The organism is Brenneria sp. L4-2C (assembly GCF_040240335.1).
Classification (GTDB): Bacteria; Pseudomonadota; Gammaproteobacteria; order Enterobacterales; family Enterobacteriaceae; genus Brenneria.
Map to the genome: position 1 here is coordinate 22,277 of NZ_JBEIAC010000023.1, position 14,512 is coordinate 36,788.

Consider the following 14,512-nt stretch of genomic DNA (forward strand, 5'->3'; position numbering starts at 1 on the left):
TATAGACATAATCCTGTGGAGTAAAACATGAGCGATAAAATTATTCACCTGACTGACGGCAGTTTCGATACGGAAGTATTGCAAGCTGAGGGCGTAACCCTGGTTGATTTCTGGGCTGAGTGGTGTGGTCCCTGTAAAATGATCGCTCCTATTCTGGATGAAATTGCTGAAGAGTTCGCCGGTAAGCTGACCGTCGCCAAACTCAATATCGATGAAAACCCGGCCACCGCGCCGAAATACGGCATTCGCGGCATTCCTACGCTGTTGTTGTTCAAAAACGGCGAAGTCGCGGCGACCAAAGTGGGCGCCCTGTCGAAAGGTCAACTGAAAGAGTTCCTGACCGCCAACCTGTAAATTTCTGAGGGCGGCAAGCGGGCAACGAGTAATTCTCATATTCACTGCTTGCCGCCCGTCAGGAAGCGTGCTAGATTCTTCATCACTGCATATCGTACTTACCTATGTTTAAGCCTTTAAGCTTAAGCCTGAAAGTTAGAGTCTAAAGCATTACTCTGTGTCAAAATCGGAAAGTCATTGATTTATAAAAATGTTCGTCATCTGGTTTGGGCAATCTAATAGTTTTAAAATAATTGGTTTTATGTGCTTTCGATCCCTTGCTATCGTTTTGTGCAGAGTCCGCACGTCTTAAGTGTGAGACAAAACGAGCACTCGGTGATTGGAGGTTGTTATAGAGGCATGGATGACCCTGCCATACCATTCACGTTAATAGTTCGAGATTTACCCCGAGTTTAAGAACCCACCATTATGAATCTTACCGAATTAAAGAATACGCCAGTATCTGAGTTAATTACTCTTGGCGAAAATATGGGGCTGGAAAACCTGGCCCGCATGCGCAAACAGGATATTATTTTCGCTATCCTGAAGCAGCATGCGAAAAGCGGCGAAGACATTTTCGGCGATGGCGTGCTGGAAATATTGCAGGATGGATTTGGTTTCCTCCGTTCAGCAGACAGTTCCTACCTCGCCGGTCCCGATGATATCTACGTTTCTCCCAGCCAAATCCGCCGCTTCAACCTTCGTACCGGTGACACCATCGCGGGGAAAATTCGTCCCCCGAAGGAAGGCGAACGCTATTTCGCCCTGTTGAAAGTCAACGAAGTCAACTACGACAAACCCGAGAACGCCCGCAGCAAAATCCTGTTTGAAAACCTGACGCCATTGCATGCGAACTCCCGCCTGCGTATGGAGCGCGGTAATGGTTCAACGGAAGATTTAACCGCGCGCGTACTGGATCTGGCCTCGCCGATCGGCCGTGGTCAGCGTGGTCTGATCGTGGCGCCGCCGAAAGCGGGTAAAACCATGCTGTTGCAGAACATCGCCCAGAGCATCGCCTATAATCATCCCGACTGTGTGCTGATGGTGCTGCTGATTGACGAACGTCCTGAAGAAGTGACCGAGATGCAGCGTCTGGTTAAAGGCGAAGTGGTCGCGTCTACCTTTGATGAGCCGGCTTCCCGCCATGTTCAGGTCGCCGAGATGGTGATTGAAAAGGCGAAGCGCCTGGTCGAGCATAAGAAAGACGTCATCATTCTGCTGGACTCCATCACACGTTTGGCTCGCGCCTATAACACCGTCGTCCCGTCATCCGGTAAAGTGCTGACGGGTGGTGTGGACGCCAATGCCCTGCATCGTCCCAAACGTTTCTTCGGCGCGGCGCGTAACGTTGAAGAAGGCGGCAGTTTGACTATCATTGCAACGGCGTTGGTTGATACCGGCTCCAAGATGGACGAAGTGATTTACGAAGAGTTCAAAGGCACCGGTAACATGGAGCTGCACCTCGCACGTAAAATTGCTGAAAAACGCGTATTCCCGGCGATCGACTACAACCGCTCCGGTACGCGTAAAGAAGAATTGCTCACCACCTCTGAAGAACTACAGAAGATGTGGATCTTGCGTAAAATTATCCACCCGATGGGCGAGATTGACGCGATGGAGTTCCTGATTAACAAGTTGGCGATGACCAAAACCAACGATGAATTCTTCGATATGATGAAGCGTTCATAAATCACGGATGAACTCGGGGAACGCCACGCTGGGTCGTGGCGTTTTTTTATGTGCAATTTTATCAGCCCGCTGGATTTCAATGCGGCCGTTACTCTGCTGCACATTGAAGGGTAATGGGAATAAAATGATTAGCCGACGCGCTAATCGTATAAATAGCGTTTTTTGATCTATGCCCGACTGATGGCCGGGAGTAACCGACGTCTCGACGGCGAGCGGGCGCCTGCCAATGCGGCGGACAGGATTAAGGCGTAGACCGGACATATATTAAGCAGCCTCAGCCAGGCCAAGAAGCTGTGAACGGTGAATTTACTCACGATGAGTACTGAATTATTAATTATTTTTCTGTTTTCTCTGGGCTTCCTGTTTGTTGCTCGTCAGGTGGCGAGGATCGTCGGGCTTGTTGATCGCCCCAACTATCGCAAACGGCATCACGGACTGATTCCTCTGGTTGGCGGTATCTCGGTGTACGCCGGGATTTGCTTTACTTTCCTGTTAACCGATCAATATATCCCCAATTTTCGGCTTTATCTGTTTTGCGCCGGCGTGCTGGTGTTCGTCGGCGCGCTGGATGACCGCTTTGATATCAGCGTGAAAATCCGCGCCGTCGTGCAGGCCTGCGTCGCCATTATCATGATGGCGTTCGCCGGTCTGACGTTACAAAGTTTCGGGCATATTTTGGGGCCGTGGCAGATGCAGTTGGGGCCGTTTGGTTATCTGGTGACGCTGTTCGCCGTCTGGGCCGCGATCAACGCATTCAACATGGTCGACGGCATTGACGGACTGCTGGGCGGATTGTCCTGCGTTTCCTTTGGCGCGATGGGCGTCCTGCTGTATCTGAGCGGGCATGCCAATCTGGCGCTATGGTGCTTTGCCATGATCGCCGCCGTTATTCCTTATATCCTGCTTAACCTCGGCGTTTTCGGCAAACGTTATAAAGTTTTTATGGGGGATGCGGGCAGCACCATGATCGGCTTCACCGCGATCTGGATCCTGATTCAAACCACGCAGGGACCTCAGCATCCGATCAACCCGGTCACGGCGCTGTGGGTTATCGCTATTCCTCTGATTGATATGATTGCGATCATGTATCGTCGTCTGCGTAAAGGGCTGAGTCCGTTTTCACCCGATCGCCAGCATATTCACCATTTAATGATGCGCGCGGGTTTTACTTCCCGGCAGGCTTTTGTTCTTATTACGCTGGCGGCGGCGTTGCTGGCCGCGTTCGGCGTGCTGGGGGAATATCTCTCATTTGTGCCGGAATGGGCTATGTTGGCATTGTTCTTGCTCGTCTTCTTGCTGTATGGCTACTGCCTGAAGCGCGCGTGGCGAGTGGCGCGTTTTATCAAACGCATCAAGCGACGCATACGCGCCGATGAGAAAAAGTAGCGGTCTTGACCAAATAACGTTGGGGAAGTAATGAAATCAGAGAACCTATCCACCGGTAATGCGTCAGTCGACAATGAGCTGGATGTCCGCGGTTTGTTTCGCACGCTATGGCGCGGCAAGGTCTGGATCCTGTCTATTGCCTGCTTGTTTAGCGTTATTGCGCTACTCTATTCTTATCTGGCGAAGCAGGAATGGAGCGCGACGGCGATTACCGATAGGCCGACGGTCAACATGTTGGGCGGATACTATTCGCAGCAGCAGTTCCTGCGCAATCTGGACGCCAAATCCTTTTCGGCTCCGCAGCCGGAGCTGCCGGCCATCTCTTCGGTGGCTTATGATGAGTTCATCATGCAGTTGGCGGCCTACGATACCCGCCGCGATTTCTGGTTGCAGAGCGATTATTATAAACAGCGTCAGGAAGGGGACGCCAAAGCGGACTCCGCCCTGCTGGATGAACTGGCGAGCAATATTCAGTTTACGCCGCATGATGACGCCAAGAAGACCAATGACGGCGTAAAACTGGTGGCGGAAACGTCGGCGGATGCCAATAGGTTGCTGCGCCAGTATGTTGAATTCGCCAGCCGGCGCGCCGCCAGCCATCTTAATGAAGAGATTAACGGCGCATGGGCGGCCAGAACCATTTTCATAAAATCGCAGATTAAGCGTCAGGAAGCGGTGGCGAAAGCCATTTATGAACGTGAAATCCGCAGCGTCGAACTGGCGCTGAAAATTGCGCAGCAACAGGGTATCGGCCGTAGTCAAACGGATACGCCGGCGGATGAGCTGCCGGCATCCGAAATGTTTTTGCTGGGAAGACCGATGCTTCAGGCGCGCCTGGAGTCATTGCAGTCCAGCGGCCCACACTATGATATCGATTACGATCAGAATCGCGCCATGCTGGCCACCCTGGATGTAGGACCAACACTCGACGCCAATTTCCAGACCTACCGTTATTTGCGTACGCCGGAGGAGCCGGTCAGACGCGATAGTCCGCGCCGGGCATTCCTGATGGTGATGTGGGGCGCTATCGGCGCGTTAGTGGGGGCGGGTGTTGCTTTGGTTCGTCGTCCACGCTGATCCGTGCGCGGGTCAGCGTCCGATGCGCAGTAAGTCAGTCTGCGTCCAACTTGATTAAAGAGATTCGCTGTGAAAGTGTTGACTGTTTTCGGCACCCGTCCGGAGGCCATTAAGATGGCGCCGCTGGTCCGTGTTCTGGCTCAGGATGAAGCCTTTGAATCAAGAATTTGCGTGACGGCCCAGCATCGGGAAATGCTCGATCAGGTGTTGCGTTTATTCGATATTACCCCTGACTATGACTTGAACATCATGCAGCCAGGCCAGTCGCTCAGCGAGATATCCAGCCGGATCCTGAGAGGTCTTGAGCCCGTCATGGCGGAGTTCAAGCCGGATTTGGTGCTGGTGCATGGCGATACCACCACCACATTGACGGCCAGTCTGGCCGCGTTTTACCAACGCATTCCGGTCGGGCATGTTGAAGCCGGACTGCGTACCGGCAATCTGTATTCTCCCTGGCCGGAAGAGGCCAACCGTAAGCTGACCGGCCATCTGGCGATGTTTCATTTCGCGCCGACGGAGAATTCCCGCCGGAACCTGCTGAGTGAACACCTGTCGGATCGGCAGATTTTCGTCACCGGGAACACGGTGATCGATGCGCTGTTCTGGGTGAGGGATCGCATCGTCAGCGATGAGGCGTTGCGCCGCAGCCTGGATGAAAAGTATGCCTTTCTGGATGCCAGCAAAAAACTGATTCTGGTTACCGGGCATCGGCGCGAAAGTTTTGGCGGCGGTTTCGAGCGCATCTGCGGCGCGCTGGCGGATATCGCCCGGCGTCACCCGGAAGTGCAGATCGTTTATCCCGTCCATCTTAATCCGAACGTCAGCGAGCCGGTAAACCGCATTCTGAGCGGTATTGATAACGTGGTGCTTATCGCGCCGCAGGACTACCTGCCCTTTGTTTATCTGATGAATCGTTCGTATATGATCCTGACGGATTCGGGGGGCATTCAGGAGGAAGCGCCGTCATTGGGCAAGCCGGTACTGGTTATGCGCGATACCACCGAACGCCCCGAGGCGGTGGAGGCGGGTACGGTCAGGCTGGTGGGTACCGATGTGGCGAAAATCGTTGATAGCGTATCGCAACTCCTGATGGATGAAGAGGAATACCAGAGCATGAGCCGGGCGCATAACCCGTATGGCGACGGCCAGGCCTGCCAAAATATCGTTAAGGCAATCAAGAATTATCAAAAGAACCATCAGGTGACACCATGAGTTTCGACACAATTTCGGTTATCGGGCTGGGTTATATCGGTTTACCGACGGCCGCCGCCTTTGCTTCGCGTAAAAAGAACGTGATCGGCATCGATGTAAATAAGCAGACGGTGGAGACCATCAATCGGGGCGAGATTCACATTGTCGAGCCGGATCTGGATACGCTGGTCAAAGTCGCGGTTGAAAACGGCCATTTACAGGCGAAGAGCAAGCCGGTGCCGGCGGATGCGTTTTTGATCGCGGTTCCCACGCCCTTCAAGGGCGACCATGAGCCGGACATGAGCTATGTTCAGGCGGCGGCGGAGTCCATTGCGCCGGTGCTCAAGCGGGGCGATCTGGTTATTCTCGAATCCACTTCGCCCGTCGGTTCAACCGAGCAAATGGCGCAGTGGCTGGCTGAGGCGCGGACGGATTTAACCTTTCCCCAGCAGGCGGGCGACGCCGCCGATATCCATATCGCGTACTGCCCGGAGCGGGTATTGCCCGGGAAGGTCGTGGTTGAACTGATTAAAAACGATCGGGTGATCGGCGGGATGACGCCGACATGCTCGGCGCGCGCAAGCGAGCTGTACAACCTCTTTCTTGAAGGTGAGTGTGTGGTTACTAACGCGCGTACCGCCGAAATGTGCAAGCTGACGGAAAACAGCTTTCGTGACGTCAACATCGCCTTCGCCAATGAACTGTCGCTGATCTGCGCGGAACAAAATATTAACGTATGGGAGCTTGTCCGATTGGCAAACCGGCATCCGCGCGTCAATATTCTCCAACCCGGCCCTGGCGTCGGCGGACACTGCATCGCGGTCGACCCCTGGTTTATCGTTGCGCAGAATCCGCAGCAGGCGCGGCTGATTCATACGGCCAGGCTGGTAAACGACGGCAAACCGCTATGGGTTGTCGATCGGGTGAAAACGGCGGTCGCGGATTATCTGGCGCAAACGGATAAACGCGCCAGCGACGTGACGGTCGCCTGCTTCGGCCTGGCGTTTAAGCCGGACATTGACGATTTGCGCGAAAGTCCGGCCGTCGCCATTACGGAAATGATCGCGCAATGGAATGCCGGCACGACGCTGGCGGTGGAGCCGAATGTCAGGCAACTGCCGGCCGCGCTGACGGGGCGGGTAACGTTGGTGGATTTGGCCACGGCATTGCAGGACGCCGACGTGCTGGTGATGCTGGTTGACCACCGTCAGTTTAAAGCCGTTGATCCCGACGATGTCAAACAAAACTGGGTTGTTGATACAAAAGGAGTATGGCGTTGAAACGTATATTAATCACTGGTGGAGCCGGGTTTATTGGTTCGGCGTTAGTCAGGCATATTATTACCGAGACGCCAAACAGCGTCGTCGTGGTGGATAAACTCACCTATGCCGGCAACTTATCCTCGCTGGCGCCGGTTGCGGACAGCGCCCGTTTCGCGTTTGAACAGGTTGATATTTGCGATCGCGCGGCGTTGGACAAGGTGTTTGCGGCGTACCAGCCAGCCATGGTGATGCATCTAGCGGCGGAAAGCCACGTCGACCGTTCAATCGACGGTCCGGCGGCGTTCATCGAAACCAACATCGTCGGGACTTATACGCTGCTGGAAGCCGCGCGCCATTACTGGCAAAGCCTGGATAGCGCCGAAAAAGCGGCGTTCCGTTTTCATCATATTTCCACCGATGAAGTCTTCGGCGATCTGCACGGTACTGAGGATCTGTTCACCGAAACCACGCCTTACGCCCCCAGCAGCCCGTATTCGGCGTCTAAAGCGTCGAGCGACCACCTGGTTCGCGCCTGGCTGCGCACCTATGGCTTGCCGACGATCATTACCAACTGCTCCAATAACTACGGCCCCTATCATTTCCCGGAGAAACTGATCCCGCTGGTGATCCTGAATGCCGTCGCCGGTAAACCGTTGCCGGTCTATGGCGACGGCGCGCAGATTCGTGATTGGCTGTTCGTCGAAGATCATGCGCGCGCGCTGTATAAAGTGGTGACGGAAGGCGTCATTGGGGAAACCTACAACATCGGCGGTCATAACGAGCGTAAGAACATCGAAGTGGTGCAGACGATCTGTGATTTGCTGGAAGAGCTGGCGCCGAATAAGCCGGCCGGCGTGCAGCGCTACCGCGATTTAATCACCTATGTCAAAGACCGTCCCGGTCATGATATGCGTTACGCCATCGACGCCGGAAAAATTGAGCGCGAGCTTGGCTGGCGTCCGGAAGAAACCTTCGAAAGCGGTATGAAAAAAACCGTGAGCTGGTATCTGAATAATGAAAAATGGTGGCGCAGCGTCCAGGATGGATCTTATACCGGCGAACGTTTAGGCCTGACCGACTAACATTATCCGTACGGGCGAGCGTGGCGACGATGACAGAGACGAGGCTTTCGATGGGAACACGCCCTGCGGCGCGTATCCACGCCAGTATCGAACCATTAAGTTGGGAAAGCCGCTTTTTCAACCTGACCAGCGGCAAGCTGACTTTTTCCGCCGATGCGCCGCGCCTGACGTTGGAGCGACTGGATCGCTTTGCGCTGACGCAGGCGAAAATCGCGGCGGATAATATGCCGTTGGCCGATGCGCTGGCGGATTTCGGTTTTCGTCTGGTCGAAGGCGAGGTCGATCTCTGCCTGTCGCTGGACGATGCGCCGCGGCCGGATCCTCTTCCCTACCTGCGTATTGCGGACAGCGCCGATATTCCGGCGTTGCGCGCGGTCGCTGCCCAGGTTTTCACGCTCAGTCGCTTTCGTTCGCCGTGGTATCAGCCCGCGGACAGCGGACGTTTTTATGCCCAGTGGGTGGAAAACGCCGTACACGGCGTTTTTGATCATCAATGCCTGTTGGTTGAAAATGCGTCCGGACAGCCGCAAGGGTGGGTGACGCTGCGGCGGTTGGACGCGGCGCAGGCTCGCATCGGGCTGCTGGCCGTCTGGCCGGGCGTCGCGGCCCGCGGCATCGGCGCGCAATTGATGTCGGCGGCGGAAATGTGGTGCCGGCAGCAAGGCGTGCAACGTTTATGGGTCGCGACACAGACAGGCAATGTGGCGGCTCTCCGTCTTTATCTTCGTCGCGGTGCCAAAGTTGAGCGCACGGCCTATTGGTTATACAGGTGATCACATGATTCCGTTTAATGCGCCGCCCATCGTGGGTACTGAACTCGATTATATGCAGGCCGCCATGAGCAGCGGCAAACTGTGCGGCGACGGCGGTTTTACCCGCCGCTGCCAGCAGTGGCTGGAACACTATTCCGGCAGCGTCAAAGTGTTATTGACGCCATCCTGCACCGCTTCGCTGGAAATGGCGGCGATCTTGCTGGATATCAAACCCGGCGACGAAGTCATCATGCCGAGCTATACCTTCGTCTCCACCGCCAATGCGTTTGTGCTGCGCGGCGCCAAAATCGTGTTTGTGGATATTCGCCCGGACACCATGAATATCGATGAAACGAAGATTGAAGCGGCGATTACCGACAAGACCCGCGTGATCGTACCGGTTCACTATGCGGGCGTGGCCTGCGAAATGGACGCCATTATGGCGCTGGCGAAAAAGTACGACCTGTTTGTGGTGGAAGACGCCGCGCAGGGCATGATGTCCAGCTACAAAGGGCGTCCGTTGGGCTCCATCGGCCATATCGGCTGCTTCAGCTTTCATGAAACTAAAAATTACACCTCGGGCGGCGAGGGCGGCGCGACGCTGATTAATGAGCGCGGGCTGATCGAGCGGGCGGAAATTGTGCGGGAAAAGGGCACTAACCGCAGCCAGTTCTTCCGCGGTCAGGTAGATAAATACACCTGGCGCGATATCGGCTCCAGCTATCTGATGGCGGATATTCAGGCCGCCTATCTCTGGGCGCAACTGGAAGCGGCGAAGCAAATTAACCAACGGCGGCTGCGCCTGTGGCAAAACTATCTGACGGCCTTCAAACCGCTGGCGGATGCAGGGCGCATCGTCTTGCCGTCGGTGTCGGCGCACTGCGTTCACAACGCGCATATGTTTTATATCAAGCTGCGCGATGCGCAAGACCGCGCGGCGTTTATCAGCTATATGAAAGAAGCCGAGATCCTGACGGTATTTCATTATATTCCGCTGCATAGCTGCCCCGCAGGCATGAATTTCGGCCGCTTTGCCGGCGAAGATCGCTATACCACGCAGGAAAGCGAACGTCTGGTGCGCCTGCCGCTGTTCTATAACCTGCCTGACGTCAATCAGCGCACGGTAATCAATACCATTCTGAGTTTCTTTTCCTGATATGTCGCTGGCGAAAGCATCAATATGGACGGCCGGCTCCACGCTGATAAAAATCGGCGTGGGGCTGATCGTCGTCAAGTTGCTGGCGGTGGCGTTCGGCCCCAGCGGAGTCGGGCAGGCGGGCAATTTCCGTCAGTTGATCACGGTGTTGGGCGTATTGTCCGGCGCGGGGATTTTCAACGGCGTCATCAAATATGTCGCGGAATATCATCAACAGCCGGAGCGGCTGAAGCCGCTGCTGGGTACGTCGGTGTCGCTGGTGCTGGGGTTCTCCACGCTGCTGGCGGCGGTGTTCGTGTTTGCCGCCGGGCCGATAGCCGATGCGCTGTTCGGACATGATGAATACCGTCATGTTATCCGCGCGCTGGCGTTTATCCAGATGGGGAGCGTTTTCGCCAACCTGTTTCTGGCGATCCTGAAGGGGTACCGCGATGCGATGGGCAATGCCCTGTCGTTGATTATCGGCAGCCTGATGGGGTTAGCCGCCTATTGGCTCTGTTTTGCGCTGGGCGGCTATGCCGGCGCGCTGGCCGGGTTGGCGCTGGTGCCGGCGATGGCGGTATTGCCGGCCGGCGTATTGATGCTGCGGCGCACGCCGTTGTCCTGGCAGGCGTTAAAACCAACCTGGGATAGCGCCATCGCCGGCCGGCTTGGCAAGTTTACCCTGATGGCGCTGATGACGGCGGTCACGCTGCCCGTGGCCTATATCATGATGCGTAATCTGCTGGCGGAGCACTACAGCTGGGACGATGTCGGCATCTGGCAGGGCGTCAGCAGCATTTCAGACGCCTATCTACAGTTTATTACCGCGTCGTTCACCGTCTATCTGTTGCCGACGCTGTCGCGCCTGACGGATAAAAAAGCGCTTTCCCAGGAGATCGTCCGCGCGCTGAAGTTTGTGTTGCCCGCCGTGGCCGGCGTCAGCTTTTGCGTCTGGCTGCTGCGCGACTTCGCCATCTTGCTGCTGTTCTCCAGCCAGTTCACCGCCATGCGCGATCTGTTTGTCTGGCAACTGGTGGGCGACGTGATGAAAGTGGGCGCTTACGTTTTTGGCTATCTGGTGATTGCCAAAGCCGCGCTGCGTTTTTATCTGCTCACCGAGGTGAGTCAGTTTTTATTGCTCACGCTGTTTTCTCACTGGCTGATTCCGGTTAATGGCGCGTTAGGGGCCGCTCAGGCTTATATGGCGACCTACCTGGTCTATTTTTTGCTTTGTTGTAGCGTATTCATTATTTACCGTAGGCGAACATGACGACACTGATTCATGTCCTGGGATCGGATATCCCGCATCATAACCAGACGGTTTTGCGTTTCTTTAACGATACGCTGGCCGCCGTTTTGCCCCCGGCTCAGGTGCGGAATTTTATGGTGGTCGCCGGCGACGCGCCGCAGCAGGCCGATTTCCCTGCCCTGAACATCGAAATCTATGCGGATAAGAAGGCGTTGGCTCAGGCGGCGATCGCCAAAGCCAGGGCCGATCGCCGCACGCGTTTCTTTCTGCACGGGCAGTTTAACCCTACGCTGTGGCTGGCGTTGTTGCGCGGCGCCATCAAACCCGCGCAGGCGTACTGGCACATCTGGGGCGCGGATCTGTATGAAGAAGCGAGCGGCCTGAAATATCGCCTGTTCTATCTGCTGCGGCGCCTGGCGCAAAACCGCGTCGGGCATGTGTTCGCGACGCGCGGCGATCTGGCATATTATCAACAGCGGCATCGCCGCGTGCCGACGTCGCTGCTGTACTTCCCGACGCGGATGGATGCGGCGTTAACCGGGCAAAACGTGAAGAAGCCGCTGGCGGGGCCGATGACCATTCTGGTCGGGAATTCCGGCGATCGCACCAACCGTCATCCGGAAGCGCTGCGCGCCATTCATCGGCAGTTCGGCGCCAATGTGCGGGTGATTGTGCCGATGGGCTATCCGGCGCATAACGGGCAGTATATTGCGCAGGTAGAGAAAGAAGGACTGGCGCTGTTCGGCATGAAAAATTTTCAACTGCTGAAAGAGCAACTGGCGTTTAGCGACTATCTCAACATGCTGCGCACCTGTGATTTAGGCTACTTTATTTTTGACCGTCAGCAGGGGATCGGCACGTTGTGCCTGCTGATTCAGTTCGGCGTTCCCTTTGTTATCAGCCGCCGGAACCCGTTCTGGCAGGATCTGACGGAACAGCATCTGCCGGTGCTGTTTTATGGCGATAGTCTGGATGAGGCGCTGGTTCGCGAGGCGCAGCGCGAACTGGCCGCCGTTGATAAGCATCAGATCGCGTTCTTTAATCCCAACTATCTGCAAGGCTGGCGCCAGGCTCTGGCGCTGGCGGCGGGAGAACCAACATGACGCTGGGACAGTTTGGTGGCTTGTTAGTGGTCTACCTGATTTCAGTGATTTTTATCCTGACGCTGACCTGGCGGGAGTTTCGCCGCGTGCGTTTTAACTTCAACGTGTTGTTCTCGCTGCTTTATTTATTAACGTTCTACTTCGGTTTTCCGTTTACCTGCCTGCTGGCGTTTCGTTTCGGCGTGGAGGTGGTTCCCGTCCCTTATTTGCTACAGGCGCAGCTTTCCGCCACGGCGTTTTACGCGATCTACTATGTGAGTTATAAAACCCGGCTGCGCCAAACCGCGCCGGCCCCCCGTCCGCCGTTGCTCGCCGTCAATCGGGTGGAAGCCAATCTGACCTGGATGCTGCTGGCGCTGATCGCGATAGCCACCGTCGGCATTTTTTTTCTCAACAACGGGTTTTTGTTGTTTAAACTGAGCGCCTACAGCCAGATTTTTTCCCGTGACGTTTCCGGCGTGGCGCTGAAGCGCTTTTTCTACTTCTTTATTCCGGCCATGCTGGTGGTCTATTTCCTGCGGCAAACCCAGCGCGCCTGGCTGCTGTTTCTTATCGGCACGGTGGCGTTCGGCCTGCTGACCTACGTCATCGTCGGCGGCACGCGGGCGAATGTGATTATCGCCTTCGCCCTGTTTCTGTTTATCGGCATCGTGCGCGGCTGGATCACCCTATGGATGCTGGCGGCGGCGGGAGTCGTCGGCGTGGTGGGGATGTTCTGGCTGGCGCTGAAGCGCTATGGCATGGATGTCAGCGGCGACGAGGCGTTTTACACCTTTCTGTATCTGACCCGCGATACCTTCTCGCCGTGGGAGAATCTGGCGTTGTTGTGGCAGAACTACGACAAGATCGAATTTCAGGGATTAGCGCCGATTATGCGCGATTTCTATGTGTTTATTCCTTCCTGGCTGTGGCCGGAGCGTCCTGGTCTGGTGTTGAACAGCGCCAACTATTTTACCTGGGAAGTGTTGAATAACCATTCCGGGCTGGCGATTTCCCCCACGCTATTGGGGTCGCTGGTGGTGATGGGCGGCGTGCTGTTCATTCCCCTCGGCGCGATTGGCGTTGGGCTGATCATCAAATGGTTCGACTGGGTTTATGACCTGGGTAAAAACAGCCCCAACCGCTACAAGGCCGCCGTTCTGCAAGCGTTTTGTTTCGGCGCGGTGTTCAACATCATTGTGCTGGCGCGCGAAGGCGTTGACGCCTTTGTTTCCCGCGTGGTGTTTTTCTGCCTGATTTTCGGTCTGTGTCTGCTGATCGCGAAGCTGTTGTACTGGCTGCTGGAAAGCGCCGGTTTGATCAGGCAGCGTTTATTACGCAGCGAGTCCGACGTCGTACCCTCCGCGCCCACTTCCCCTACGCGCGGCGTGCTGTAACAGGATTTATCATGCAAGTAAAAAAGTCTATTCCCACCTATTCGATCCGCGGTTTTTCCATTTGCGGATTTCACCATCTGGCGCAGTTCGTCGATTACCTGTTCAGCGGCGGGCGGGTCGCCGCGGGGACGCTGGTCGCCATCAATGCCGAAAAAGTGTTGACGGCCGAGAAAGACGCGGCGCTGCACACCCTGTTGGCGCAGGCCGAATACAAATACGCGGACGGCATCAGCATCGTCCGTTCCATTCGTCGTAAATATCCGCAGGCGCGCGTCAATCGAATCGCCGGCGCCGATTTATGGGAAGCGCTGATGCAGCGCGCGGGCCAGGAGGGGACGCCGGTTTTTCTGGTCGGCGGCAAGCCGGAGGTGCTGGCGCAGACGGAGGCCAAACTGCGCGCGCAATGGCAGGTGAACATCGTTGGCAGTCAGGACGGTTATTTCGCGTCGGAGCGGCGGGATGCGCTGTTTGAACGGATCCGCGCCAGCGGCGCGCAAATCGTTACCGTGGCGATGGGATCTCCGCGGCAGGAGATTCTGATGAGAGACTGCCGCCGATGCCACCCGGACGCGCTCTATATGGGCGTGGGCGGCACCTACGATGTCTTTACCGGCCATGTGAAGCGCGCGCCGCTGATTTGGCAGAATGCCGGTCTCGAATGGCTTTACCGTTTATTGTCTCAGCCCAGTCGCATTACTCGCCAACTTAAACTGCTGAAATATCTGGCTTATCACTACGGCGGGCGTTTGTAGACTCGCTCGCTCGCCGGACCTGCGGTGTTATTTCAACCCGCATTGCTGTATCTTCACGGGCGCTAAAATAACGAAAGAACGCTGGCCCTATAACAGGCGCCGGATGGCTTACAACAATAATA

13 protein-coding genes are annotated in these 14,512 nt (G+C 55.9%); all 13 read left to right on the forward strand.

What is annotated here, in order from left to right:
• Positions 1-27: 27 nt before the first annotated feature.
• The gene (gene trxA / locus ABRZ26_RS21915; protein WP_319606231.1) at positions 28-354 is read left to right on the forward strand and encodes a thioredoxin TrxA; all 327 of its coding nucleotides are present in this window, start codon (positions 28-30) and stop codon (positions 352-354) included.
• Positions 355-762: 408 nt separating this feature from the next.
• Positions 763-2,022 (forward strand): transcription termination factor Rho, encoded by a 1,260-nt coding sequence (rho, locus tag ABRZ26_RS21920; RefSeq protein WP_319606232.1) that lies wholly within the window; start codon positions 763-765, stop codon positions 2,020-2,022.
• A gap of 300 nt (positions 2,023-2,322) precedes the next feature.
• Positions 2,323-3,408 carry a UDP-N-acetylglucosamine--undecaprenyl-phosphate N-acetylglucosaminephosphotransferase gene (gene wecA / locus ABRZ26_RS21925; protein WP_319606233.1) on the forward strand — a complete coding sequence of 362 codons (1,086 nt, stop codon included), beginning with the start codon at positions 2,323-2,325 and terminating at the stop codon, positions 3,406-3,408.
• Between the two features lie 30 nt (positions 3,409-3,438).
• The gene (wzzE, locus tag ABRZ26_RS21930; protein WP_319606234.1) at positions 3,439-4,485 is read left to right on the forward strand and encodes an ECA polysaccharide chain length modulation protein; all 1,047 of its coding nucleotides are present in this window, start codon (positions 3,439-3,441) and stop codon (positions 4,483-4,485) included.
• Between the two features lie 69 nt (positions 4,486-4,554).
• Positions 4,555-5,697 (forward strand): non-hydrolyzing UDP-N-acetylglucosamine 2-epimerase, encoded by a 1,143-nt coding sequence (gene wecB / locus ABRZ26_RS21935; protein WP_319606235.1) that lies wholly within the window; start codon positions 4,555-4,557, stop codon positions 5,695-5,697.
• On the forward strand, positions 5,694-6,956 hold the full coding sequence (gene wecC / locus ABRZ26_RS21940; RefSeq protein WP_319606236.1) for a UDP-N-acetyl-D-mannosamine dehydrogenase: 1,263 nt from the start codon (positions 5,694-5,696) through the stop codon (positions 6,954-6,956). The genes wecB and wecC overlap by 4 nt, the downstream gene beginning before the upstream one ends.
• On the forward strand, positions 6,947-8,020 hold the full coding sequence (gene rffG / locus ABRZ26_RS21945; RefSeq protein ID WP_319606237.1) for a dTDP-glucose 4,6-dehydratase: 1,074 nt from the start codon (positions 6,947-6,949) through the stop codon (positions 8,018-8,020). Before wecC ends, rffG begins: the two co-directional genes overlap by 10 nt.
• A gap of 50 nt (positions 8,021-8,070) precedes the next feature.
• Positions 8,071-8,793, forward strand: a complete 723-nt coding sequence (rffC, locus tag ABRZ26_RS21950) for a dTDP-4-amino-4,6-dideoxy-D-galactose acyltransferase (RefSeq protein WP_413556377.1) — start codon at positions 8,071-8,073, stop codon at positions 8,791-8,793.
• Between the two features lie 4 nt (positions 8,794-8,797).
• Positions 8,798-9,928 carry a dTDP-4-amino-4,6-dideoxygalactose transaminase gene (gene rffA / locus ABRZ26_RS21955; RefSeq protein WP_319606239.1) on the forward strand — a complete coding sequence of 377 codons (1,131 nt, stop codon included), beginning with the start codon at positions 8,798-8,800 and terminating at the stop codon, positions 9,926-9,928.
• A gap of 1 nt (position 9,929) precedes the next feature.
• Positions 9,930-11,180 (forward strand): lipid III flippase WzxE, encoded by a 1,251-nt coding sequence (wzxE, locus tag ABRZ26_RS21960; RefSeq protein WP_319606240.1) that lies wholly within the window; start codon positions 9,930-9,932, stop codon positions 11,178-11,180.
• Positions 11,177-12,262, forward strand: a complete 1,086-nt coding sequence (locus tag ABRZ26_RS21965; protein WP_319606241.1) for a TDP-N-acetylfucosamine:lipid II N-acetylfucosaminyltransferase — start codon at positions 11,177-11,179, stop codon at positions 12,260-12,262. Before wzxE ends, ABRZ26_RS21965 begins: the two co-directional genes overlap by 4 nt.
• Positions 12,259-13,638, forward strand: coding sequence for an ECA oligosaccharide polymerase (wzyE, locus tag ABRZ26_RS21970; protein WP_319606242.1), 1,380 nt, complete (start codon positions 12,259-12,261; stop codon positions 13,636-13,638). The genes ABRZ26_RS21965 and wzyE overlap by 4 nt, the downstream gene beginning before the upstream one ends.
• Before the next feature lie 11 nt (positions 13,639-13,649).
• Positions 13,650-14,390 carry a lipopolysaccharide N-acetylmannosaminouronosyltransferase gene (wecG, locus tag ABRZ26_RS21975; RefSeq protein ID WP_319606243.1) on the forward strand — a complete coding sequence of 247 codons (741 nt, stop codon included), beginning with the start codon at positions 13,650-13,652 and terminating at the stop codon, positions 14,388-14,390.
• Positions 14,391-14,512 lie beyond the last annotated feature (122 nt).